Source organism: Streptomyces sp. NPDC031111 (genome assembly GCF_055570675.1).
In genome coordinates this window covers 164421-188778 of the sequence record NZ_JBVIGS010000019.1, presented here as the reverse complement: position 1 = coordinate 188778, position 24358 = coordinate 164421, and the positions used below count along the sequence as shown (strand labels likewise).

The following is a 24358-nucleotide window of genomic DNA, read 5'->3' as shown; positions in this document are numbered from 1 at the left end:
GGGTGTTTGCGCAGCCCGGCGCTTGCGGGGTGCCGTCGCGCCCACCCGTGCCGCCCCAGCGGCACGACTGCCCGCGGATCGCGGAGAGCGACTGCCCGCGGATCGCGGAGAGCGGCTGCCCGCGGATCGCGGACGGCCCGCTCACTCACCTCTGGATGATCGACAGGTCCTCGGTCGCCTTCGGGACCGCTACCATTCCGCGGTCGTCCGGTAGTGGCTGGATCGTGAAGAACGGGACGCCGTTCTCCGTCGCGGAAAGGGTTCGGGACGCGTACACCGGGGTGTCCGACTGGGGTTCCAGCGTCAGGGCGTAGGTGCCCTTCACTCCCTCCGGCGCCGGAGCCTCGACGTTCTGCGTCGTGCCGGACTTGATCGTGTACGTCTTGGACACCGGCGTACCGCCCTCCGTGCCCGCGGACGCCGTGACCTTGATCTTCGCCGTGCCCTCGGGCGCCGTCACCGACAGCGTGGTGCCCTTGGCCGTGTTGTCCACGGACGTCGCACGCGTGCCCACCGGCCGTGCGGCCGGGACGAACGCCGACTCCTGGCTGCCCTCCTCGCCCCGAAGCACCCGTGCCGCCGCCACGACCGGCACGGAGCCGTCCGCCGCGGTCAGCACGAGGGAGCCCGCCTCGCCGCGCGTGATGTCACCCAGGTCGACGGCCGTCGTCATGCCGCCCTTCACATGCAGCGTCTCGTTGCCGGCCGGGGTGATCAGGCCGGAGGGGGAGGCGAGGCGCACCTTCAGGTCGACGTCGGAGTCACCGGGCGTAAAGGCGATCAGGCGTACGGCGGTGGCGTCCTTCGGGATGCCGGGCAGGACCAGGTTGCCCGAGGGGTCGGTCGAGGCGGGCAGCCAGTCGCCGCCCAGCTTGTCGTCGAGGGCCTGCACGGCGGCGCCGATCCGTCCGCTGCGGACCACGACGTGCACGGTCACGTCGGTCTGCTTCTCGTCGGTGAGCGTCGACAGCAGGACCGGCTCGGTGGAGTGCGGCTGGACCGTGATGCCCTCCCCCACCGCCGTCTCGAGGGCGCCGTCCTTGCCGTAGAGCTCGATGTCCACGACCGCCGCCGAGTCGTCGGGGTTGGTCAGGTGGACGTAGTCGGTGCGGTCGGCGTCGGTGCTCGTGCCGGGGAACCAGAACTCGGTGTCCGGAGTCGTGCAGGTGACGCCGTGCAGCCCACGGCCGGTGCCCGCGGTGACCGTGGTGGTCTCCTGCACGGTCCAGCCGGGCGCGAAGCGGCCCTCGGCGGTGCCGAGGAGCGCGGGGGCCTCGCCTCCGCCGGTCTCCCCGGTGACCGGCTTGCCGGGGTCCTTGGGCTCCAGCACGGGCTTGTCGCCCTTGTCTTCGGCCTTGTCGTCCGCCTTGTCGTCCGCCTTTTCGTCCGCCTTTTCGTCGGCCTTCTCCCGCGCGGCCGGTTCGAGTGCGGCCCCGCCCCCGTCCTCCGTGCCCTCGGTGACCGGTGTGAAGGACGTGTACGTCGTCTCGGCCAGGTCGGAGGTGCTGGGCGGCGGGCACACCAGACTCGTGCGTTCCACGGGGAGGCGGGCCGCCGCCCCGGCCGTCTCGTCCGTGGCCTTGGCGTCCGGTGAGGACACCGCGGCGAAGCCGGTGACGGCGGCGAGCGCGGTCACTCCCGCGATCAGGGACAGGGTGGTGCGGTTCACTGCTGGCTCCCGTCGGGACGCTCACTGCCGGTGCCGTGGGGGTCGTACGACGTGTCGTAGCCCTGCGGATAGTTCTGGTCGTAGCCCTGGCTGTACGTCTGGTCGTACGGGGCCTGCTGGGTGCCGTAGGCGTACGGGTCGTACTCGCCGCCCTGGGGGTGGCCGTAGGCGTCCGTCGCGTACTGCTGCTGGTAGGGCTGCTGCTCGCCCGGGTAGGCGTCGGCGTACCGCGCCGCGTCCCAGTCGCCGTAGTCGGGCTGGTGCGGCACCGGTGCCGGCGGCTGCTCGGGGGGAGCGGGGAAGTCCTCGCCGGCCGGTTCCCCGGTGGCGGGCTCCGCCTCGATCCGCGTCTCCCCCTCTGCCTGGGCCTCGGCCTCGGCCTGGGCGCGCAGGCGGCGGGCGCGGCGGCCCTCGCCGGCCAGGGCCTCGGCGGGGACGGCCGGTTCCTCGGGCAGGTCGTCGTCGATGTCGCGGCGGCGGCCGGGCAGGGCCATGACCACGAGGACGACGGCGAGCAGACCCTGGGCCCACAGCCAGGCGGTGTGCGTGATCGGCTCGTCGTAGGTGACGTCCAGCGTGCCGCCGGCGGCGGGGAGTTCGAAGCCCTGGGCCCAGCCGTCGACCGTGGTGCGGGTCAGCGGCTTGCCGTCGAGGGTGGCGGTCCAGCCCTCGGCGGCGGAGTCGGCGAGGCGCAGGACGCGGCCCTCGACGCCGTCCGGGATCCGGGTGTGGACCTCGACCGGGCCCGCGGCGACGGGCCGGGGTTCTCCCTCGGTCCCCTTGGCGGGGACGATGCTCGCGCGGGCGACCTGGCGGTCGACCCGCCACAGCGCGCCGCCCGCCTGCTGGCTGAGCCGGGACAGGCCGGGGGTGGCGTCCAGGACGCGGGTGACCTCGCGGGGCGCGCCCGGGTGGACGAGGACGTAGCGGACTGCGAAGCCGCCGAGCTGGTCGGCCTGGTCGGCGCCGGAGCCGGCGACGAGGTTGGCGACGACCTTGTCGAGCCGGGCGTTCTCGCCGTCCTCCGCGGCGATCTCCGCGTCGCCCATGCGGGCGCCGGAGCCGCGGACCAGGACGTAGCCGACCTGTGCGGGGGAGTCGCTGTCGAGCACGAGGGTGCGCGCCTGGTCGCTGGTGCCGCTCTCCTCGGCGACGAACGCGGGCACCTGGACGGGGTCGCGCCGCTCCACGGGTCCGTCGGCGCCGCGGAGCATCCAGCCGGCGGCGGCGAGCAGCGGCCCGACGGCGCAGGCGAGGGCGATCAGCGCGGCGACCGGCTGGCGCCAGCCGAAGCTCTGCTCGGCGACGCGCGCGCGGGCGCCGTCGGCGCCGAGGGTGGCGGCGGCCAGGACGGCGATGCCGTAGACGAGGGTCGCGGGGCCCGCCCAGGTGGAGTTGTTGGACAGGACCGCGAAGACGAGGCCCACGAGGGCCGCCGCCCAGGCGGTGATGATGGCCGGCCGGCGCTCGGAGCGGAGCAGGGCCGCGAGGGCGGCGAGCACCAGGCCGATGAGCATCAGGCCGCCGACGGTGCCGGGCCCGCCGGGGCTCGCGCCGAGCAGGTCGAGGGCGGAGGCGGCGGACGCCCCGTACTCCAGTCCCGCCTCCTGGAAGAAGCCGAGGGGGAGGAGGGAGAGCGACCAGGGGGCGAGGACCAGCAGGGGCGTGGCCAGCTGGGCCAGGAAGCGGAGTCCGTAGGCCGTGATGTCGGTTCTGCGCAGGGCGAGTACGCCGACGCCGAGGACCAGGGCGATGGGCCACACGATCGGGGTGAACGCGGTGGCGACGGTGAGCAGCAGCGCGTACGCCCAAGTGGCGCGCCAACTGCCGCGTGCGTCCGAGGGGTTGGTGAGACCGCTCGCCGCGATGCCCGCGCGGGCGATCAGCGGCAGGAGGACGGCGAGTACGGCGGTGCCGATGCGGCCGCCCGCCAGGGCGCCGGTCGCGGCGGGCAGGAAGGCGTAGGCGACGGCCGCCCACGCGCGCAGCAGCCGGGACTCGACGAGCGGGCGGGAGGCGAAGTACGCGGTGAAGCCGGCCAGCGGGACCGAGCACACCAGGAGGATCGTGACGGCGAGGCCGGTGGAGCCGAGCAGGAGGGAGGCGAAGGCGGCCACGACGGCGAGGTAGGGCGGTGCGGATCCGGTGCCGCCGGCGCCCACGGCATGCCAGGCGTCGGTGTAACGGGCCCACAGGTCGCCGGAGTCGGCGGGTGCGGGCAGCAGGGCGCCGCCCGCGAGCGCGCCCCCGCCGAGGAGGTTGCGGCAGGCCGCGAGGGAGACCAGCAGCAGCACCAGGAAGAGCACCGGTCCGGGCTTGCGGGCGACGCGCTTGAGGCGGGCGAACTGCTCGACCTCCAGGAAGTCGGCGTCGTCGCCGCCGGGTCCGGACTCCATGGCGCTGCCGTGCCGGCCCGCGCCGGAGGCGGCCTCGGGGTCGGAGCGGCCGACGAGGCTGCCCGCGACCTGCTCCACGGTGACGCGGACGGTCGCGCCGGGCGGGGGGAACAGGGGCCGCAGTTCGCCCTTGTCGACCTGGGGGCTGCCGCGGTGGCGCCGTCCGGCGAGGATGCGTTCGGGCCGCAGCAGGGTGCCCATGAGGCCGCGGATCTCGTCGACGGCCTGTCCGGGAACCTTGCCGACCAGGTAGGCGAGGGTGCGCAGCAGGGTGCCGAGGACGACCCGGAGCAGGACCCAGGGCAGCACGGCGGTACGGGCGTTGACGAGCAGGGTGTAGACGGCGCCCGCCTTGTCGACCTTGTGCGGGGAGGCGGAGGTGCGGCCCACGCAGTCGACGGTGCGGCGCTCCCGGGAGGCCGCCTCGGCGTGCCGGACGACGGCGTCGGGGGCGATCAGGACCCGGTGTCCGGCGGAGTGCGCGCGCCAGCACAGGTCGACGTCGTCGCGCATGAGCGGCAGGTGCCGGTCGAATCCGCCGAGCCGGTCGAAGACATCACGGCGGATCAGCATCCCGGCGGTGGACACCGACAGCACGGGCCGTACGTGGTCGTGCTGGCCCTGGTCCTGTTCGCGCCGGTCCAGACCGGTCCAGCGGCGGCCGGAGTTGGCGATGGAGACGCCGACCTCGAGGAGCTGCCGGCGGTCGTACCAGCCTCGGAGCTTGGGGCCGACGACGGCGACGTCGTCGCGGCCGAGCTCGTACTCGTTCTCCACGACGCGCAGCATCTGGGCCAGCGCGTCGGGTTCGGGGGCGCAGTCGTCGTGCAGCAGCCACAGCCACTGCACCGGTTCGCCGTGCGGGAGTTCCGGCAGGTCGTACGCGTCGTCGCGCCAGCTGCGGGTGACCGGGTCCCAGCCGCTCGGCCGCTTCAGATAGGGCAGGTCGTCCGGCGTGAGGTGCGGGGCGACGCGGTGGCACTCCTCGACCGCCTGGCCGAAGCCGGTGCGTCGGGCGAGGTGCAGCACGTGGTCGTCGCCGAGGGTCTCGGAGACCAGGCGGGCGGAGTCGTCCGCGCTGCCGGTGTCGGCGCCCATGGCGAACTGGACGGGGCGCTCCTGGCCGAGCAGCCCGGCGAGCGCGTCGGGCAGCCAGCGGGCGCCGTCGTGGGAGACGAGGACCGCGGTCACCACGTGACGCGGGAACTCAGGAGTGGCAGCGAGGTCTTGCCGGGCTGCCGTGTGGCTGTGCACGGACATCGAGGTACGGGCCCCGGTTCGGTGGACTGTGGTGGACGCCTGTGCCCGGTGGGGGCAGCGGGGCGTCTCGGACGAGCGACCACACTATCGGCTGGGCAACACAGCGGCCCGCCGCCTGTGGACAACCACCTGCGACGGGCCTTAAGTGACGAATGTACGAAGTGACGCGCGTACCGTGCGTACGTCGGTGATGTGCCGGTTCGTCAGACGGCGGCCTTCTTCAGCCGGCGGCGTTCGCGCTCGGACAGGCCGCCCCAGATGCCGAAGCGCTCGTCGTTGGCGAGGGCGTACTCGAGGCACTCGGAGCGGACCTCGCACGCGAGGCAGACCTTCTTGGCCTCCCGGGTCGAGCCGCCCTTCTCGGGGAAGAAGGACTCGGGGTCGGTCTGGGCGCACAGCGCGCGCTCCTGCCAGCCGAGTTCCTCGTCCGCGTCGTCGACCAGCAGTTGCTGCACCAGCTCGGTCATGTGCGCCCCTCGTCTGTCTTTCGCGTCCCCGTGATCCAGCCGTTACCGATTCCGGCTGAACGACACGAGTGAAATTACAAGTGTGCTGCTCCGGGCGAGTCAAGCCGAGATCTGCTATTGAGCCCCTTATTCACTCTGCGGAACCAAGGCCGAGCGGAAAGTGTTCAAATCACCCTAAACCTTGACACGCGTACGGGACCCATGTGGGCCTCCGGCCTCACGCAGAACCTCTACAAGGAGGACGCCCCGGAGATCGGACTCGTTCCGACACCCACGCCGAAGCGAACCGGATCACAGTCGGATCACGGGATCGCAACGGCGCGCGCGGCGGCCGGCCGTGCGCACCTTGTGTCCCGGGAAACGAGTGAGCAAACCTTTCGCCTGAGAGATGAACCGGATGAGGTGAACCATGTCCCACATTCCGGGCGCCGAGTTGACAGTGAACGAGTGAACCGCTGTCCTGGTGGGCATGCTCGCGAATTCGGCACACACCTCGACCCGCTCCGCCGGGTTCCTCGGTGCTGCCCGCGCTCGCTGTAGCTGTCGCTGTTCCGGCTGTTGAGCCATCTCCCGTAGCTCCAGCCCCCGCCGAGCCACCGACTCGGCCGCTGTTTCCCTCGCTCCCACCGGGGCGCACCCCGCCGCCGCCCGCGACCCGGGCGCACGCGACGCGACACACCGCACCCCCCACCGCTTCTCCGCCAAGGAACCTCCACACCCATGAACAGCGACAGCGACCTCCAGATCGCCGGCGACATCCTCGAAGTCCCGCACCTGCTCCAGCCCCCGCGCGAGCACCCGGCCACCGTCGCCGAGTTCGCCGGGCTGGCCCGCTCCATCGCCGCCGACCGCTCCCAGTGGGAGCACCTCGTCCAGTACGACGCCACGAGCCGCTGGTACCACCGGCTGCGCACCGGACCCGGCTACGAGGTGTGGCTGCTGTCCTGGGTGCCGGGCCAGGGCAGCGGGCTCCACGACCACGGCCGCTCCTCCGGCGTGCTCACCGTCCTGGACGGCACCCTGACCGAGCGCACCGGGCGCGGCACGCGCGCGTTGACGGCCGGTACGCAGCGCGTGTTCGCGCCCGGCTACGTGCACGAGGTCGTCAACGACGCGCTGGAACCCGCCGTCAGCCTGCACATCTACTACCCGGGCCTGACCGAGATGCCGATGCACACGGCCCCGCACTGCGAGGCGCGCACGCCGGGCCCGGTAACTGCCTGACGCGATGTCGTAGCGGCCTGCGAGGATGGCCCCATGCGCATTGTGGTTCTGGCAGGCGGCATCGGCGGTGCCCGTTTCCTGCGCGGTCTGAAGCGGGCCGTGCCGGACGCGGACATCACGGTCATCGGCAACACCGGGGACGACATCCACCTCTTCGGGCTGAAGGTCTGCCCGGACCTCGACACGGTGATGTACACGCTCGGCGGAGGTATCAACGAGGAGCAGGGCTGGGGGCGGACCGACGAGACCTTCCACCTCAAGGAGGAACTCGCGGCGTACGGCGTCGGCCCGGAGTGGTTCGGCCTCGGCGACCGGGACTTCGCCACGCACATCGTGCGGACGCAGATGCTCGGCGCCGGATTCCCGCTCAGCGCGGTCACCGAGGCGCTGTGCGACCGCTGGAAGCCCGGCGTGCGGCTGATCCCGATGAGCGACGACCGCGTGGAGACGCACGTCGCCGTCGAGCTGGACGGCGAACGCAAGGCGATCCACTTCCAGGAGTACTGGGTACGGCTGCGGGCCTCGGTGCCCGCCGAGGCGGTGGTCCCGGTCGGCGCGGAGCAGGCGAAGCCGGCCCCGGGCGTCCTGGAGGCGATCGCCGAGGCCGACGTGATCCTCTTCCCGCCCTCGAACCCGGTCGTCTCGGTCGGCACGATCCTCGCCGTCCCGGGCATCCGGGAGGCGATCGCCGACGCGGGCGTGCCCGTGGTCGGCCTGTCCCCGATCGTCGGGGACGCGCCCGTGCGCGGCATGGCCGACAAGGTGCTCGCGGCGGTCGGCGTGGAGTCCACGGCCCCGGCGGTGGCGGAGCACTACGGTTCGGGCCTGCTGGACGGCTGGCTGGTCGACACGGTCGACGCGGCCTGTGTGGAGCGCGTCGAGGCGGCCGGCATCCGCTGCCGGGCCGTACCGCTGCTGATGACCGACATCGACGCCGCCGCGCGGATGGCCCGGGAGGCGCTGGCGCTGGCGGAGGAGGTGCGGGCGGCATGAGCGGCACGGGCTACCGGGTGTGGGCCGTGGGCGGCCTGCCCGAGGTCCAGGACGGCGACGACCTGGCCAAGCTGATCGCGGCAGCCGAGCCTGGACTCTCCGACGGCGACGTCCTGCTGGTCACCTCGAAGATCGTGTCCAAGGCGGAGGGCCGGGTCGTCGAGGCGGCCGACCGGGAGGCCGCGATCGACGCGGAGACGGTACGCGTGGTGGCCCGGCGCGGTCCCCTGCGCATCGTCGAGAACCGTCAGGGCCTGGTCATGGCCGCGGCCGGGGTCGACGCCTCCAACACTCCCGCCGGGACGGTCCTCCTTCTGCCCGAGGACCCGGACGCCTCCGCGCGGGCGATCCGCGAGGGCCTGCGCGACGCCCTCGGCGTCGAGGTCGGCGTGATCGTCACCGACACCTTCGGCCGGCCCTGGCGCGCGGGACTCACCGATGTGGCGATCGGCGCGGCGGGCGTCCGTGTCCTGGACGACCTGCGCGGCGGCACCGACGCGCACGGCAATCCGCTCGTCGCCACGGTCGTGGCCACGGCGGACGAACTCGCCGCGGCGGGCGACCTGGTCAAGGGCAAGGCGTCCGGCCTCCCGGTGGCCGTCGTCCGCGGGCTGCCGCACGTGGTGGCGGCCGACGACGGCGAGGGCGCGCGGGCGATGGTCCGCGGCGCGCGCGACGACATGTTCCGCCTCGGCACGTCCGAGGCCGTGCGCCAGGCGGTGACCCAGCGCCGTACGGTGCGGGCCTTCACGGACGAGCCGGTCGACCCGGACGCCGTACGCCGCGCGGTGGCGGCGGCGGTGACCGCCCCGGCCCCGCACCACACCACGCCCTGGCGTTTCGTGCTGCTGGAGTCGCCCGCGTCCCGCACCCGCCTCCTCGACGCCATGCGCGAGGCGTGGATCGCGGATCTGCGCCGCGACGGCAAGACGGAGGAGTCCATCGCCAAGCGGGTCCGCCGCGGGGACGTCCTGCGCAACGCGCCGTACCTGGCGGTGCCCTGCCTGGTCATGGACGGCTCGCACACCTACGGTGACGCCCGGCGGGACGGCGCGGAGCGGGAGATGTTCGTGGTCGCCACGGGCGCCGGCGTCCAGAACTTCCTGGTCGCGCTGGCCGGTGAGCGGCTGGGCTCGGCCTGGGTGTCGTCGACGATGTTCTGCCGCGACGTGGTCCGCGAGGTCCTGGACCTCCCCGCGGACTGGGACCCGATGGGCGCGGTCGCGATCGGCCACCCGGCCGAGGACCCGCGCCCGCGGCCGGACCGGGACGCGGGCACGTTCATCGAGGTGCGGTGAGCCTCCGCCTACCCTCATAGAGGCCCCCTCGCATCGCTTCCACCCCTGGGATCTCTCGTGGCAGGACGTTTCAGCCCCCGCCCCACGCGTACGACAGTGCGCGGCGGGCACGTAGCCGTGCCCCCGGGGATCCCCCACCAGGCGCGACAGTCACCGGCTCCCGCCCGGGTACGGACGTGGGTGCCCGAAGGGCCCCTGGACCTCGGGCTGGTCCTCGGGCCGCTGCGGCGCGGGCCCGGTGATCCGACGTTCCGGGCGCTGCCGGACGGTTCCGTGTGGCGGGCCAGCCTGACTCCGGCGGGCCCGGGGACGCTGCGGGTGACGGGGCGCGGCGGCGGGATCCGAGGCGAGGCGTGGGGGCCGGGGGCGGACTGGCTGCTGGACAAGCTGCCGGAGATGCTCGGTGCCGCCGACGACCCGTCGGCCTTCGTGCCCCGGCACAAACTGCTGGCGCACACCCGGCACCGGCGTCCGGGACTGCGGCTGACGCGGACCGGGCTGGTGCTGGAGTCGCTGATCCCGTCGATTCTGGAGCAGAAGGTCACGACCGGTGAGGCGTATCGGGCGTGGCGGCTGCTGGTACGGAAGTACGGCGAGCCGGCGCCCGGGCCCGCGCCGGAGCGGATGTCGGTGATGCCGGCGCCGCGTACCTGGGCGCTGATCCCTTCCTGGGAGTGGCATCGGGCCGGGGTCGACAACAAGCGGGCGTCGACGATCCTGCGGGCGGTGCGGGTCGCCGCGCGGCTGGAGGAGGCGGTGGGGATGTCTCCGGAGGCGGCGCGGGAGCGGTTGGAGCTGGTGTCGGGGATCGGGGTGTGGACGTCGGCGGAGACGGTGCAGCGGAGTCATGGGGCGGCGGATGCGGTGACCGTGGGGGATCTGCATCTGCCGGGGATCGTGGGGTGGGCGCTGGCGGGGGATCGGTATGCGGATGATGCGGTGATGCTGTCGCTGTTGGAGCCGTATGCGGGGCAGCGGCATCGGGCGGCGCGGTTGATTTTGTTGAGTGGGAGGGTGCCGGGGCGGCGGGCGCCGCGGATGCCGTACGGGGACATTGGGCGGCTGTAGGCGCGGTTTGGGGCTTGGCAGCCCCGGTGCGTTGCGGGTGCCCCGCGTGGCTGCGGGCAGTCGTGCCCGCGAGCGCCGGTGAGCGGTGTTGGTGCCGGCCGGGGGGGGTGTCTGCGCGGCCCGGCGCTTGCGGGGTGCCGTCGCGCCCACCCGTGCCGCCCCAGCGGCACGACTGCCCGCGGATGGGCGGCAGGCGGCCGCGTACGGCGGTGAGGGGACGGGGCGGGGGTGGCCGCCCGCAGTGGCTGGCGCGTCCGCGCCCTCAGCCCCTCCAAGAAACGTGATGCGCGCCAGTCCGAGGACGGACACCCCCGACGCGGCCCCGACCCACCCACCAACCGTGGGCGATCCACCCCACCACCCGCGGGCGAGCGACCCACTCCCCCCCATGGGCGATCCGCCCCACCACCCGCGGGCGACCCGGCCACCACCCGCGGGCGACCCGACCACCACCCGTGGGCGATCCACCCACCACCCGCGGGCGCTACTGGTCCGAGGAGAAGCGGAGGGCTCCTGCTGGGATCGTTGCGTCGCACCAGACGCGGACGCCCTCACGGAGTTCGTTGCGGGGGCCGATGATCGCCCCGTCGCCTATCACCGTCCCGGTGAGGACCGAGCGCTCCCCCACCCTGGCCCGCGTACCGATCAGCGAGTCGGTGACGACCGCGCCCGGCTCGATCACCGCCCCCGGCAGGATCGTGCTGCCGAAGACTCGTGCCCCCTCCGCCACGAACGCGCCCTCGCCCACCACCGTCCCGCCCGCCAGCTTCGCGTCGGGCGCCACGGTCGCCGTGGGAAGCACCAGCCGGTCCCCGCACCGCCCCGGCACCGCGGGCGACGGCGCCCGCCCCAGCACCAGATCCGCCGAGCCCCGTACGAAGGCCGCCGGTGTCCCCAGGTCCAGCCAGTACGTGGAGTCGACCATGCCCTGGAGATGCGCCCCCGCCGCCAGCAGCCCCGGGAACGTCTCCCGCTCCACCGACACCACCCGCCCCGCCGGGATCGTGTCGATGACCGACCGGCGGAAGACGTACGCCCCCGCGTTGATCTGATCGGTGACGATCTCCTCCGGCGTCTGCGGCTTCTCCAGGAAGGCGAGCACCTTCCCCGTGTCGTCCGTCGGGACCAGCCCGTACGCCCGCGGATCGGTCACCTTCGTCAGGTGCAGCGAGACGTCCGCATCGGTCGTCTCGTGCGTCCGCACCAGTGCCCGGATGTCCAGCCCCGTGAGGATGTCACCGTTGAAGATGAGCACCGGCTCGTCCGGCCCCGACCGCAGCCGGGACGCGACGTTCCGGATCGCCCCGCCCGTACCGAGCGGTTCCTCCTCCGTCACGTACTCGATGTGCAGCCCCAGCGCCGCCCCGTCACCGAAGTACGGCTCGAAGACCTCGGCGAGATAGGACGTGGCCAGGACGATGTGCTCGACACCCGCCGCCCTGGCGCGCGCCAGCTGGTGCGTGAGAAAGGGCACCCCGGCCGCCGGAACCATGGGCTTGGGCGTGTGCACCGTGAGCGGGCGGAGTCGCGTGCCCTTGCCGCCGACCAGGAGGATCGCTTCTGTCACCTGTCGTCTCTGCTTCCTGCCGGGACCGGCCGAACTGTCTTTCGGCCGGCCAGTGTATGCAGACCCTCTCCGGCAGGAAGGAGCGCCCGCCCCGCCTCAGCGGCCCTGGTAACGGGCGGCCGTGGAACGCGCGGTGCCGAGCTTCTTGTACAGCTTCCCCCCTGGGCACGAGGTGTTGAACCCGTCCCGGTGACCGGAGATCACGTTCAGCCGCACCTTCTTGCCTTTTCGGTAGAGATTGCCACCGCCGGACGTCAGATATGTCTTGGAGCGCGGATTCATCCCGTACAGCCCGAGTTTCCACGCGGTGAGCCGGGAGACGGCCTTCACGGCGGAGGACGACGGCTTCTTGGAGCCGTAGGAGCCGATCACCGCGATCCCGGTGGTGTTGCTGTTGAACCCGAGGGTGTGGGCCCCCTTGACCGCCTTCGCCACTCCCCCGGCCCGGCCCTCGTAGATCCTTCCGCACTTGTCGACGAGGAAGTTGTAGCCGATGTCGCGCCAGCCCAGGCTTCTGACGTGGTACCGGTAGAACCCGCGGATGAGCGACGGAGCCTGCGAGCACTTGTAGTTGTTGCCGGAGGCGGTGTGGTGCACGAAGGCCGCCTTGACCTTGCCGGTGTACACGAACCCGCCCTCCCGGAGGCCCTCGTTCGCCCCCCAGCCGCGCCGCGTGACGATGGCGGGGCGCGGCCCGATGTATGGCTTGGCCCGCTGCTGCTCGGTCAGTTCGGCCCCGCGCAGGGTGAGGAGCTCCTGCCGGGTCCGCGCGCCGTCCAGCGCGGGGATCTCGGTGGCGCCGAGCGGCGCGAGTACGGAGTTGACGGCGGAGGCGGCTTTCGCCTCGGCGCTCATGACGCCGGTACGGGGCCCCTCCGGGGCCTCGCTCCCGGGGTCGATGAGCTCGAGCCGCAGCCCGGAGGGCAGCACCGGGGAGTCGGCCACCCCCGAATCATCCGGCCCGGGCTCACCGGAGTCACCGGACCTGCCGGACACCCCGGGCTCCCCGGCCTCCGGCCGAACCCGTACCTCCACCCCGTCCGACTCCCCCACCCACAACGGCGCGGTGGCCCCGCGGACCCGGCCCGAGGCGGCCTCCGCGCTGCCCGGATCGGCCGCGTGGTCGGAGTAGTGCGTCTCGACGTCCTGCCAGCCGGACCAGGCGCCGTCGCCGGCTGCCCGGGTGCGGACCTGGACGCGGCCGTGGAGTTCGGCGGCGGGGTCGTCCCAGATGACGCCGAGGAGGGAGAAGTGCCGTACGGCACGGGGGGCGAGGCCGAGGACGGCGGCGCCGGTGACGCGGTCGCGGGTGAGGGGTGTCAGGGGCAGCGACTGGGTGCTGCCGGGAACGTCGGGCTGGGCCGTCACGGCTGCGCGCGTGGCCGCTTCTGCCGTCGGCGCCGGTCTCGCGTCCGCCGCGGTGGCGGGCGGGGCGAGCGGGAGGGCGAGGGCGGCGGCGCAGGTGACACCGATTGAGGAAGCAAGAATTCCACGCATGCTCCTGAGCTTGGACAGAGTCAGACAAATCTGTCCATCGGGGATTTGACGGACAGTCGGACCCCGTTCCCCCGAACCGGTGTCCCGCGCGGACGGTGCGCGACGGTGCGCACGGACGGGTCCGCGTACGCTTGCCCGGGTGAACGCCACCGACCGCACCCCTGCCGACCTGCTGAGTTCCGCGCTCGCCGCGGACCCGGGACGCCCCCTGGTGACCTTCTACGACGACGCCACGGGCGAACGCGTCGAATTGTCCGTGGCCACCTTCGCCAATTGGGTGGCCAAGACCGCCAACCTCCTCCAGGACGAGTTGTCCGTCGAACCCGGCGACCGGGTGGCGCTGCTGCTGCCCGCGCACTGGCAGACGGCGGTCTGGCTGCTGGCGTGCGCGTCGGTGGGCGTGGTCGCGGACGTGGCCGGGGACCCGGCGGCGGCGGACGTGGTGGTGAGCGGTCCGGATCCGGAGGCGCTGGACGCCGCGCGGGCCTGCTCGGGCCCGCGGGTCGCGCTGGCGCTCAGGCCGCTCGGCGGACGCTTTCCGCAGCCGCCGGAGGGCTTCGCCGACTACGCCGTCGAGGTGCCGGCGCAGGGCGACCGCTTCGTGCCGTACGCGCCGGTCGACCCCGAGGAGCCGGCGCTGATCGTGGCGGGCCGGGAGTTCACCGGCGCGGAGGTGGTGGAGCGGGCCCGGGCGGAGGCCCCGGAGCTGGGTCTGACCGGGCCGGGCTCGCGGATCCTGTCGGGGCTGCCGTACGACACGTGGGACGGGCTGAACACGGGTCTGTACGGGCCGCTGGCGACCGGCGGCTCCGTGGTGCTGTGCCGGAACCTGGACCGCCTCGCGGACGAGGCCCTGGACAAGCGCGTGGAGAGCGAACGGGTGACGGCCATCGCCCGCTAGCGGAACACCCCGCCACACGCCCGCCCCGCCAAACCCGACCCCCCACCCCACCACTCCACCGCCCCACCCCCTCCCCCGTTCGGCGCATCACCACCCGCCCCGCACCGCCCTCCCGCGTCATCGTCGTACGCAACGGCATCACCACACGCCGTACGCAGTGAGGGGTGGACCCGGTCATGAGCGACACCGCTGGCGCGTCCTCCGAGCAGCCGGCGGGCGGGCGCGCCCTCGGCCCGGGGACCGGGTCCTCGGCGAGCGGACGCGGGCGCGCCCGGCGCCGACGGCGGCGCTGGGCGTGGGGTGCCGGGCTCACGGTCGCCGTCGTGCTGCTCGCGGCCGCGGGCGCCGGGTGGGCGGTGTACATGAAGCTGGAGGGGAACATCACCCCGGACGAGGCGGCGGCGGCGGAACTCGCGCGGTACGAGGAGGAGCGGCCCACCGCGCTCGTCAAGGACGCCCGGAACATCCTGCTGATCGGCTCGGACTCGCGCTCCGGGGAGGAGAACTCCCGCTACGGACGGGACGCGGGGACCGAGCGCTCGGACACCGTGATCCTGCTGCATCTGTCGGCGGGCCGGCGCGACGCCACCGCGGTGTCCGTCCCCCGGGACCTGATGGTGGACGTGCCCGGCTGCCGCCGGCCCGACGGATCGCGCTCCGAGCCGATGTTCACGATGTTCAACTCCGCTTTTTCGGTGGGCGGTTCGGCCTGCACCATCCGAACGGTCGAGAAACTCACGGACATCCGCGTCGACCACCATGTCGTCGTCGACTTCGACGGTTTCAAGGACATGGTCGAGGCCGTGGACGGGGTCGAGGTGTGCCTGCGCGAGCCCGTCGACGACAAGGACGCCGAGCTGAAACTGCCGGCGGGACGGGTGACGCTGAACGGGGAGCAGGCGCTCGGTTATGTCCGCGCCCGCAAGACCCTCGGTGACGGCAGCGACACCAGCCGGATGGAACGGCAGCAACGCTTCCTCGGCGCACTCGTCAACAAGGTGAGCAGCAATGACGTTCTGCTGAATCCGGTGAAGCTGTATCCCGTTCTGGACGCGGCCACCTCCTCGCTCACGACCGACCCGGAACTGGCCAGTCTGCGGAGTTTGTACGAACTCGCCCGAGGGCTGCGTGAGATCCCCACGGAAGGCGTGCAATTCCTGACCGTTCCGCGGGAGCCCTACACCGGGGACGTCAATCGTGACCAACTCGCGCAGCCCGCGGCGGAGGAACTCTTCGAACGGCTGCGCAGGGACGCACCCGTGGCGGTCGATACGGACGGTGACGAAAAGGACACGGAAGAGGAATCCGGGAAGCCGTCGGGCGGCGCTTCTCCGGCCCCGACCTTCTCGGGAAACACGGCCGCCGAGGACACCTGCGCGTAAAGCCTGCTCCAAGCCAACTCCAAGGCCGAGAACCTTTGTCCAGGGAAATGGGTGGATTGCCCGCTTGTATGGACGTGGAATTCGTCACCGGCGTCGCCCCGACTCGATCAGGACCGTTAGTGTGAGCGCTCCGGTGCGTCCGTTCCTTCAGGCCCGTCCTTCGGGATCGTCCTGAGATCCCGCACTGTGTGACCGAGACCCGAGCGCCTTGGGAGGGGAAAGGCGCCGCGTGGCCCCGACGGAGGATTCAAGCGACCGTGGACGCGCAAGGCCGTGGGCGGGCGGAGAACATCGATCCCGCAGACCAGTGGGTGCTCAACCCGAACACCGGTGAATACGAACTGCGACTGAGCCCTTCCGCACCGCAGTCACCGGTCCCCGGACCGCGCGGGCCACGCCCCCCGGGCGCGGGCGCTCCGCGCGGCCGGTCGGGGTCACCGGGCCGCGCGCCCGAGCGGCCCCGCCGGGCGGCGCCGGAGCGGGAGACCCCCGACCGGGAGACGCCCGACCGGGAGGTGCCGCCGCAGCGCAGACGCCGGGGCGCTCCGGAGGAGGCTGCCCCGGGGCGGCGCGGACGCCGGCCGGTGAAGAAGAAGTCGAAGGCGAAGAAGGTCCTGATGTGGACCGGCGGCACGATGGCGTTCGTGGTGCTCGCCGTCGGCGCGGCCGGCTATCTGTATCTGGAGCATCTGAACGACAACATCGACTCCGTCTCCGACGACGGCGCCAGCACCGGTGGCTTCAGCAAGGACAAGGCGATCAACATCCTGCTGATCGGCACCGACAAGCGCACCGGCGCGGGCAACGACAGCTACGGCGACAAGGGCAGCGCCGGGCACGCCGACACCACGCTCCTGCTGCACGTCTCCAAGGACCGTACGAACGCGACCGCGCTCAGCATTCCGCGCGATCTGATAGTCGATGTCCCCGACTGTCCCACCCAGCAGGAGGACGGCAGCGAGAAGGTGATCCCGGGCTCCCCCGGCGTCCGCTTCAACACCAGCCTCGGCCAGAGCGGCCGTACTCCCAGCTGCACCATGCGGACCGTGACCGAGCTGACCGGGATCAAGCCGGACAACTTCATGGTCGCCGACTTCAACGCGGTGAAGACGCTGACGTCGGCGGTGGACGGGGTCGAGGTCTGCCTGGCCAAGGACATCGACGACCCGGACTCCCATCTGAAGCTGCCGGCGGGCACGCACACCATCGAGGGCGAGGAGGCGCTGGCCTTCGTGCGCACCCGGCACTCGGTGGGCACGGGCGGCGACCTGAGCCGGATCGAGCTGCAACAGCAGTTCCTGAGCTCGCTGATGCGGAAACTGAAGTCCAACGACACGCTCACCAGCCCGTCGAAGATGATCAAGCTGGCCGAGGCGGGCACCAAGGCGCTCACGGTCGACTCCCAGCTGGACAGCATCGGCAAGCTCAAGGACCTCGGTCTGGAACTGGGCAAGCTCGACACCAAGAACCTGACCTTCACCACCGTGCCGGTGCTCGACAACCCCGCGGAGACGGTGAAGGCGACCGTGGTCCTCAATGAGGCGAAGGCCCCGGAGATCTTCGACCTGATCAAGAACGACGTGTCGTTCACCGAGGTCAAGCAGAAGAAAAAGAAGGAGAAGGCCGCCGTCGCCGCCCGGCTGAAGGGCGAGAAGGCACCGGCCTCCGAGGTCCGCGTGCGGATCCTCAACGGCGGCGCCGAATCCGGCAGCGCCCAGGAGACCCTCGGCTGGCTCCAGGTCGAACAGGGTGTCACGAAGTCCGAGAACGCCGGCAACGCGCCGGAGGAACTGAGCAAGACCACGCTCGAGTACGCCCCCGACCAGGCCGACCAGGCACGCCGCCTGGCGGACATCCTGGGCCTGTCCGGGTCGGCGATGAAGCCCGGCGAGAGCGTCACCAACTCCCAGGGCGTGCCCGCGATGACACTGACCCTCGGCAAGGACTTCAAGGGCGCCGGCGTCTCGCTGACGACTCCGGACAAGGCGCCCGACGACATCGACAAGTCCACGGCGGACAAGGTCGAGTGCGCCAAGTGACGTGACGGGCCGGTTCGGAGGAGTGCCGTCCCGGCCCGCCGGAAACTTGTTGAAGTCGATCGGATTCCCGGGGCAACTGACGGGCCCGTCGTGCGTCTAACAGGACGCAGGAGGGGCCTGCTTCATGATGCGAGGGGTTGCCAGGGGTGGGGAGGACGGGGGCAGTGACGCAGAACGCCGCACCGGAGACGCTCGGTGACGGTGTGCGTGAGGGGGACCCTGACGAGAGCCCGTCCGACGGCGCGGCCGGCCCACGCCCGCGCCGAATACGCCGGTTGCTCAAGTGGTTCGCCGCGGTCCTCGCGCTGCTGATGATCGGCGCGGCCGGAGCGGGCTACCTCTACTACCGGCAGCTGAACGACAACATCAAGAAGGACGCCCTGAACCTGGGCGACAACAAGGTCGCCGAGCCGACGCCGAACGCGGCCGGGCAGACCCCGCTGAACATCCTGCTCATCGGCAGCGACGCGCGCGACACCGAGGAGAACCAGCAACTCGGCGGTGCGCGCGAGACGTTCGGCTCCACCCCGCTCGCCGATGTGCAGATGCTGGTGCACCTGTCCGCCGACCGGTCCAACATGTCCGTGGTCAGCATGCCGCGCGACACCCTGGTCGAGATCCCCAAGTGCACCGACCCGGACGACGGGACGGTGTACCCGGCGAGCAACGGGCGCACGATGACCAACCAGAGCCTCGGGCACGGTGGTCCCGGCTGCACCGTGGCCACCTGGCAGGAGCTCACCGGAATCCACATCGACCACTTCGTCATGGTGGACTTCGCGGGCGTGGTGTCCATGGCGGACGCGGTCGGCGGTGTCCCGGTGTGCGTCGACGCCAACATCCACTCGCGCGACAGCCAGGGGCACGGCTCCGGGCTGAAGCTGGAGAAGGGCACGAGCCACATCAAGGGCGAGCAGGCCCTCCAGTGGCTGCGCACGCGCTACGGCTTCGAGGACGGCAGCGACCTCGCCCGCGCCAAGGCGCAGCACATGTACATGAACTCGCTGGTCCGGCAGCTGCGTGAGAACGCCACCCTGAGCAGCCCCAACAAGCTGCGCAGACTGGCCGAGAGGGCCACCGAGGCGCTCACCGTCGACCCCGGGCTGGACACGGTGAAGAAGCTCTACGACCTGAGCACCGAGCTGCGCAAGGTGAAGCCGGAGCGCATCACCATGACCACGATGCCCAACCGGTACGTGGGCGCCCGCGTGGAGCCCACCGAGGACGCCGAGCAGCTGTTCCGTCTGGTGCGTGACGACATCGCCCTCGACGGCAAGGACGCCGAGCCGGAGAAGGCCGAGCCGAAGCCCCCGGCGGACCCGGCCGCCGACGACGCCGACATCGCCGTACAGGTCCGCAACGGCACCCGCACCGACACCCTCGCCGCCGCCCCGGGGCGGACCAGCACGGTCGCCGGGGCGCTGAAGGAGAAGGGCTTCACCGGAGCGACCGCCGACACCACCAGCGCCCTCAGCGTGAAGCGGACGGTCGTGCGCTACCCGAGCGCCGACCTGGAGGGCGACGCCCGTCGGGTCGCCGACGCCCTCGGTCTCCCGGCGGACTCGGTGAAACGGTCCACCGATGTGTCCGGTGTCACGCTCGTCGTGGGCGCCGACTGGCGCGAGGGTACGGAGTACAAGGCGCCCGAGGAGGACAACACCACCCCCGAGTCGGCGCAGGCGCTCAACGGGGCCGACGACAAGGCCTGCATGCACGTCAACCCGGGCTTCACCTGGTGAACCCCATGAGCCCCTTCCCGGCCGGGAAGGGGCTCATGGGGTGACGGGTCCGTCAGGCGGCCGGGGCGTTCGCGTGGACGGCGGGCCGCCGCGAGGCGATGACCTTCCTCGCCAGCGCACGCGGGCTGGTCAGGAAGCCCCAGCCCCACGACATGTGCATGGTGGCCAACGCCACCGGAATCCGCAGCCGCGCCTTCAGCGGCAGCCCCTTGCCGGCGGGGACCGATCCCAGCGCGATCGCGGCGAGGTAACCGCCGGGCACCACGAAGCCCCACGGCGTCAGCGCCGCGCCCACCACGATTCCGGCCGCGATCGCGCACACCGCCGCCGGCGGCGCCAGATAGCGCAGATTGATGGAACCGGAGTGGTAGCGGGCCACGACGTGCCGCCAACGGCCGTAGTCCTTGTACTGCTTGGCCAGCGCCCGCACGCTCGGCCGGGGCCGGTACGACACCTTCAGCTCCGGCGAGAACCAGATCAGTCCACCGGCCTCACGGATGCGGAAGTTCAGCTCCCAGTCCTGGGCGCGGATGAACTCCACGTTGTAGCCGCCCTGCCGCTCCAGCGCCTCCCGCCGGAACACGCCCAGGTACACCGTCTCGGCGGGGCCCGCCTGACCACCGGTGTGGAAGGCGGCGTTGCCCACACCTATCTTCGACGTCATCGCGGCGGCGACCGCGTGCTCCCAGTCGTTCTCCCCCTCGGCGTGCATGATGCCGCCGACGTTCTGCGCGCCGGTCTCCTCCAGGAGCCGCACGGCGGTCGCGATGTAGTTCGGGGAGAGCATCCCGTGCCCGTCGACGCGGACCACGACCGGGTGGCGCGAGGCCTTGATCGCCGCGTTGAGGGCGGCCGGGGTGCGGCCGGTCGGATTGGGCACGGTGTGCACCCGCGGGTCCTCGGCCACGAGCTCGGCGGCGATCTCGTCCGTGCGGTCCGTGGACGGACCGAGGGCGATCACGACCTCCATCTCGCCGGCGTACTCCTGGGCGAGGATCGCGCGGACGGCGCCACGCAGATGCCGTTCCTCGTTGAGGACGGGCATGATCACGGAAACGGCGGGGAGCCGCACGTCGGGATTGGCGTTCATAGGGGGCTCACGTTACCGCGAACGGGGGACACGGTTGCGCGTGCCGGGGTGCTGTGCGCCGGGCCGCAGATCGTATCGGCCTACGGTGCTCACGATCCCACGCACGGCCGTCCTCCGGAGGTGTTCCCCCTTGCCCACGCCGCCGCGGTCCCCCCGGCCCCGCACCGCACCCCAGCACCCCCCGCGGCCGCCCCGCCGGGGCCCGCGCCCGCCCGCGCCCCCGCGCGGGAAGCCGCGCTGGGCCATGCGCACGGTCACCACGCTGTCGGTCGTGGTGCTCGCCTCCGCCGGGATCGGACACGCGGTGATGAGCAGCCTGGAGCAGGACATCGCCCGGGTCGACCCGTTCCGCGACATGAAGAACCGCCCCGAGCCCGGTCACGGCATGAACATCCTGCTCGTCGGCACCGACGGCCGGGAGAAGATCGGCGAGGAGGAGCGGAGGAAGTACCGGCTCGGCGGGGCGCCCTGCCACTGCACCGACACGATCATGATCGTGCACATCTCGGCGGACCGCGACCGCGCCAGCGTCGTCAGCCTGCCCCGCGACTCGTACGCCATGACGCCCCCGCACACCGACCGGGTCAGCGGCGAGCGGCACGAGGCGCACCCCGTGAAACTGAACGCGGCGTACGCCGAGGGCGGGCCGCGGCTGACCGTGCGCACGGTCGAGAGGATGACCCGGGTGAAGATCGACCACTATCTGGAGGTCGACTTCACCAGCTTCATGAGGACCGTGGACGTGGTCGGCGGTGTCGAGGTCTGCACCGGGGAACGTCTGAAGGACAGCCACACCGGGCTCGACCTGCCCGCCGGCCGGCACACGCTCGAGGGCGGCCAGGCCCTCCAGTACGTCCGCGCCCGGCACGTCGACGGCGCCTCGGACCTCAGCCGGATGAAGCGCCAGCAGCACTTCATGGCGGCCCTGGTGGACCGTGTCACGTCCTCCGGGATCCTGCTGAACCCGATGAAGTTCCGGGACGTGACCCGGGCGGTGCTCGGCTCGGTCCGCGCCGACAAGGGCTTCGGCACCGGTGAGCTCCTCGACCTGGGCCGGGCGATGCGGAACTTCTCCCCCTCCTCCTCCGAGTTCACCACCGTGCCGATCGCGAAGATGGGCCACGCGGTGAAGGGGGTCGGCTCGACGCTGAAGTGGGACACCGAGAAGTCGGAGCACATCTTCGAGGCGCTGCGCCGGGACAGGCCGCTCTCCGCGCACCGCACCCCCGACGCGGCGCTCCGCGTCGCGGTGGACCCCCGGCAGATCCGCGTCCAGGTCGAGAACGGCACCCGCACCGCGGGCCTCGGCCGGCGGGTGGACGCTGCGCTGGCGGCGACCGGTTTCGCCACCACCCGGGCCCCGGCCAACGCGACGGACCGGGACGTGAAGCGGACGGTCGTCGCCTACGACCCCCGCTGGAACCGCTCCGCGAAGTCCCTGGCGGCGGCCCTGCCGGGCAGCGAGTTGCGCGCGGTGAAGGGCCAGGGCGCCACGCTCAAGGTGATCGCGGGCGCCGACTTCGAGAAGGTCCGCAAGGTGCGGGCGCAGGACCCGGGCCAGGGCGAGTTCGGCGTGGTGCGGGGCGACGAGGTGAACTGTTCCTGAGCGCCGGGCCGTCCGGCGGGCCGGGCGGATGCGCGGTTCTTCGCCCCCGCCGCCCCTTCCCTTCCCGTCCCTGAGGGCTACGCCCCCGGACCCCCTTGCGCAGTTCCCCGCGCCCCTGTGGCGGGGTCAGTCCTCGAAGCCCTCCGCGGCCCGCTTCTCGCGGAGTTCCATGATGGCCCGGCGGCGGGCCAGCCGGTGCGTGCGGCGGATCTGGGCCTCCTGGTAGCGGCGCTTGTCCCGCTCGGTCTCCGGCATCACCGGCGGCACCCGGCGCGGCTTGCCGTCGGCGTCGACGGCCGCGAACACCAGGTAGGCCGAGCCGACCTGGGTGGCGGGCGCGGACTCGTTCCAGCGCTCGGCCAGCACCCGCACCCCGACCTCCATCGAGGTCCGGCCGGTCCAGTTGACCTGGGCCTTCACATGGACCAGGTCACCGACGCGGACCGGCTCCAGAAAGGCCATCTCGTCCATGGAGGCGGTGACGGCAGGCCCTCCGGAGTGCCGTCCGGCGACGGCGCCCGCCGCGTCGTCGACCAGCTTCATGATCACCCCACCGTGCACGGTGCCCAGAAGGTTGGTGTCGTTGTGGGTCATGATGTGGCTGAGGGTCGTACGGGACGCCGAGGTGGGCTTGCCCGGGATGTCCGGGCTGTCCATGGCTGCGGCTGGGGCCTGGTCTGTCATGGCCTCCACCTTATGCCGAGGTGACATCGGCGGGATTTGTGTCAGCTTCGCAACAGCGGTGCCCTGATTTTCCGACGACCCTTGTATGACGCACAGCGGGGACCTGCACACTGTCTCCCATGACTGATTGGCCCGAGGCACGGTCCGACGACAATCGCGGCGGACGCTACGGACGCGGCAGCGCGAGCGCACAGCCCGAGGGCGCCCGCGTCATGCGGCAGGTCCGCCGCGGTCCGGCGGCCCCGCCCGGGCAGGGCGCCTACGGCGGTGTCCCGCAGCAGCCGTCGTACGTGGACGGCCGCGGCCACGGCGCCCCCGACGGCTACGACAGCGGCTACAACACCGGCCAGGTCTACGGCACCCCCGGCGGCGGTGGCCCCGGCGGGCCGGGCGGTGACCCCGGTTACGCCTCGCGCCCCGCGCCGGACTGGCGCCGCCGCATCAAGTGGACGGCGATCACCGTCGTGACCGTGCTGGTCGTGACGTCCGTCGCCACGTACTTCTGGGCCGACTCCAAGCTGAACCGCGAGGTCGACCTGTCGAAGGTGATCGAGCGGCCCGAGAAGGGCGCGGGCACCAACTACCTGATCGTCGGTTCCGACAGCCGTGAGGGCATGTCCGACGAGGACAAGAAGAAGCTGCACACCGGGTCCGCCGACGGCAAGCGCACGGACTCGATGATGATCCTGCACACCGGCGACAACGGCCCGACCCTCATCTCGCTGCCCCGGGACTCGAACGTCGAGATCCCCTCCTTCAAGGGCTCCGAGTCGGGCAAGACCTACCCCGGGACCGGCCGGCAGGTGAAGCTCAACGCCGCGTACGCCGAGGACGGACCCGAACTGCTGGTCCGTACCGTCGAGTTCAACACCGGCCTGCACATCGACCACTACGTGGAGATCGGCTTCGCCGGCTTCGCGAACATCGTGGACGCGGTCGGCGGCGTGGAGATCGACATCCCGCAGGACATCAAGGACACCAAGTCCGGCGCCGACCTCAAGAAGGGCAAGCAGACCCTGAACGGCGAGGAGGCCCTCGCCTTCGTCCGCACCCGGTACGCCCTGGCGGGCTCCGACCTGGACCGTACGAAGAACCAGCAGAAGTTCCTCTCCGCCCTCGCCAACCAGGTGGCCACGCCGGGCACGGTCCTGAACCCCTTCAAGCTCTACCCGACCATGGGCGCCGGCCTGGACTCCCTGATCGTCGACAAGGAGATGGGCCTGTTCGACCTGGCCGACATGTTCTGGTCGATGAAGGGCGTCAGCGGCGGCGAGGGCACCTCCATGAACATGCCGATCGCGGGTTCCACGGGCGGCAATCTGCTCTGGGACAAGGCGAAGGTGAAGCAGCTGGTGAGCCAGCTGAACAACGACGAGAAGGTCACCGTCAAGAGCAACTGAACCGGCTGTGGGGGGGGGGGGGGGGGGGGGGCACCCCTGGCCGCGGGGATGCACAAGGGTGAACACCCCCGGCAAAAA

17 protein-coding genes are annotated in these 24358 nt (G+C 72.2%); 10 read left to right on the top strand and 7 right to left on the bottom strand.

Features of this window, described 5'->3' with window-relative positions:
- Window positions 1-145: 145 nt before the first annotated feature.
- The 3 genes from ACZ470_RS32200 to ACZ470_RS32190 all read right to left on the bottom strand — a co-directional run bounded on the left by ACZ470_RS32200 (window position 146) and on the right by ACZ470_RS32190 (window position 5792).
- Complete coding sequence (locus ACZ470_RS32200) at window positions 146-1669, bottom strand: DUF5719 family protein (RefSeq protein WP_468432949.1); 1524 nt, start codon at window positions 1667-1669, stop codon at window positions 146-148.
- Window positions 1666-5325 (bottom strand): glycosyltransferase, encoded by a 3660-nt coding sequence (locus ACZ470_RS32195; protein ID WP_468432947.1) that lies wholly within the window; start codon window positions 5323-5325, stop codon window positions 1666-1668. Before ACZ470_RS32195 ends, ACZ470_RS32200 begins: the two co-directional genes overlap by 4 nt.
- Before the next feature lie 203 nt (window positions 5326-5528).
- Window positions 5529-5792: a WhiB family transcriptional regulator gene (locus ACZ470_RS32190; protein ID WP_003975777.1), complete on the bottom strand. Its 264-nt coding sequence runs from the start codon at window positions 5790-5792 to the stop codon at window positions 5529-5531.
- A gap of 720 nt (window positions 5793-6512) precedes the next feature.
- Here ACZ470_RS32190 and ACZ470_RS32185 point away from each other — a divergent pair.
- The 4 genes from ACZ470_RS32185 to ACZ470_RS32170 are packed head-to-tail and all read left to right on the top strand — an operon-like array spanning window position 6513 to window position 10375.
- Window positions 6513-7016 (top strand): cysteine dioxygenase, encoded by a 504-nt coding sequence (locus ACZ470_RS32185; protein WP_468432945.1) that lies wholly within the window; start codon window positions 6513-6515, stop codon window positions 7014-7016.
- A 33-nt stretch (window positions 7017-7049) separates the two neighbouring features.
- Window positions 7050-8009, top strand: coding sequence for a 2-phospho-L-lactate transferase (cofD, locus tag ACZ470_RS32180; RefSeq protein WP_468432943.1), 960 nt, complete (start codon window positions 7050-7052; stop codon window positions 8007-8009).
- A complete protein-coding gene (locus ACZ470_RS32175; protein WP_468432941.1) occupies window positions 8006-9307 on the top strand; it encodes a coenzyme F420-0:L-glutamate ligase in 1302 nt (433 codons plus the stop codon). Before cofD ends, ACZ470_RS32175 begins: the two co-directional genes overlap by 4 nt.
- A gap of 57 nt (window positions 9308-9364) precedes the next feature.
- Entirely contained in the window at window positions 9365-10375 is a 1011-nt protein-coding gene (locus ACZ470_RS32170; protein WP_468432939.1) for a DNA-3-methyladenine glycosylase family protein, read from the top strand.
- Between the two features lie 484 nt (window positions 10376-10859).
- On the opposite strand, the gene manB is transcribed toward ACZ470_RS32170, so the two are convergent.
- Both manB and ACZ470_RS32160 read right to left on the bottom strand, forming a co-directional pair.
- The gene (gene manB, locus ACZ470_RS32165) at window positions 10860-11942 is read right to left on the bottom strand and encodes a mannose-1-phosphate guanylyltransferase (protein WP_468432937.1); all 1083 of its coding nucleotides are present in this window, start codon (window positions 11940-11942) and stop codon (window positions 10860-10862) included.
- A gap of 96 nt (window positions 11943-12038) precedes the next feature.
- Window positions 12039-13439 carry a peptidoglycan recognition protein family protein gene (locus tag ACZ470_RS32160; RefSeq protein WP_468432935.1) on the bottom strand — a complete coding sequence of 467 codons (1401 nt, stop codon included), beginning with the start codon at window positions 13437-13439 and terminating at the stop codon, window positions 12039-12041.
- A 139-nt stretch (window positions 13440-13578) separates the two neighbouring features.
- Here ACZ470_RS32160 and ACZ470_RS32155 point away from each other — a divergent pair, with 139 nt between their 5' ends.
- The 4 genes from ACZ470_RS32155 to ACZ470_RS32140 all read left to right on the top strand — a co-directional run bounded on the left by ACZ470_RS32155 (window position 13579) and on the right by ACZ470_RS32140 (window position 19500).
- Window positions 13579-14340, top strand: a complete 762-nt coding sequence (locus ACZ470_RS32155; protein WP_468432933.1) for a TIGR03089 family protein — start codon at window positions 13579-13581, stop codon at window positions 14338-14340.
- A 176-nt stretch (window positions 14341-14516) separates the two neighbouring features.
- Window positions 14517-15722, top strand: a complete 1206-nt coding sequence (locus tag ACZ470_RS32150) for an LCP family protein (protein WP_468432931.1) — start codon at window positions 14517-14519, stop codon at window positions 15720-15722.
- 257 nt (window positions 15723-15979) lie between these two features.
- Window positions 15980-17761, top strand: a complete 1782-nt coding sequence (locus ACZ470_RS32145) for an LCP family protein (protein ID WP_468432929.1) — start codon at window positions 15980-15982, stop codon at window positions 17759-17761.
- A 164-nt stretch (window positions 17762-17925) separates the two neighbouring features.
- The gene (locus tag ACZ470_RS32140) at window positions 17926-19500 is read left to right on the top strand and encodes an LCP family protein (RefSeq protein WP_468432927.1); all 1575 of its coding nucleotides are present in this window, start codon (window positions 17926-17928) and stop codon (window positions 19498-19500) included.
- Between the two features lie 52 nt (window positions 19501-19552).
- Here ACZ470_RS32140 and ACZ470_RS32135 read toward each other — a convergent pair whose 3' ends face one another.
- On the bottom strand, window positions 19553-20590 hold the full coding sequence (locus ACZ470_RS32135) for a glycosyltransferase family 2 protein (RefSeq protein ID WP_468432925.1): 1038 nt from the start codon (window positions 20588-20590) through the stop codon (window positions 19553-19555).
- A gap of 130 nt (window positions 20591-20720) precedes the next feature.
- Here ACZ470_RS32135 and ACZ470_RS32130 point away from each other — a divergent pair, with 130 nt between their 5' ends.
- Entirely contained in the window at window positions 20721-22196 is a 1476-nt protein-coding gene (locus tag ACZ470_RS32130; RefSeq protein WP_468432923.1) for an LCP family protein, read from the top strand.
- Between the two features lie 126 nt (window positions 22197-22322).
- On the opposite strand, the gene ACZ470_RS32125 is transcribed toward ACZ470_RS32130, so the two are convergent.
- Window positions 22323-22880, bottom strand: a complete 558-nt coding sequence (locus tag ACZ470_RS32125; RefSeq protein WP_468432921.1) for an acyl-CoA thioesterase — start codon at window positions 22878-22880, stop codon at window positions 22323-22325.
- A gap of 119 nt (window positions 22881-22999) precedes the next feature.
- On the opposite strand from ACZ470_RS32125, the gene ACZ470_RS32120 reads away from it, so the two are divergent.
- The gene (locus tag ACZ470_RS32120) at window positions 23000-24280 is read left to right on the top strand and encodes an LCP family protein (RefSeq protein WP_468432919.1); all 1281 of its coding nucleotides are present in this window, start codon (window positions 23000-23002) and stop codon (window positions 24278-24280) included.
- Window positions 24281-24358: the final 78 nt, after the last annotated feature.

Coding starts and splice junctions, on each gene's coding strand:
- ACZ470_RS32120 (WP_468432919.1), top strand. CDS start 23,000: ATGACTGATTGGCCCGAGGCACGGTCCGACGACAATCGCGGCGGACGC.
- ACZ470_RS32150 (WP_468432931.1), top strand. CDS start 14,517: ATGAGCGACACCGCTGGCGCGTCCTCCGAGCAGCCGGCGGGCGGGCGC.
- ACZ470_RS32135 (WP_468432925.1), bottom strand. CDS start 20,590: ATGAACGCCAATCCCGACGTGCGGCTCCCCGCCGTTTCCGTGATCATG.
- cofD (WP_468432943.1), top strand. CDS start 7,050: ATGCGCATTGTGGTTCTGGCAGGCGGCATCGGCGGTGCCCGTTTCCTG.
- ACZ470_RS32125 (WP_468432921.1), bottom strand. CDS start 22,880: ATGACAGACCAGGCCCCAGCCGCAGCCATGGACAGCCCGGACATCCCG.
- ACZ470_RS32190 (WP_003975777.1), bottom strand. CDS start 5,792: ATGACCGAGCTGGTGCAGCAACTGCTGGTCGACGACGCGGACGAGGAA.
- ACZ470_RS32175 (WP_468432941.1), top strand. CDS start 8,006: ATGAGCGGCACGGGCTACCGGGTGTGGGCCGTGGGCGGCCTGCCCGAG.
- ACZ470_RS32160 (WP_468432935.1), bottom strand. CDS start 13,439: ATGCGTGGAATTCTTGCTTCCTCAATCGGTGTCACCTGCGCCGCCGCC.
- ACZ470_RS32195 (WP_468432947.1), bottom strand. CDS start 5,325: ATGTCCGTGCACAGCCACACGGCAGCCCGGCAAGACCTCGCTGCCACT.
- ACZ470_RS32185 (WP_468432945.1), top strand. CDS start 6,513: ATGAACAGCGACAGCGACCTCCAGATCGCCGGCGACATCCTCGAAGTC.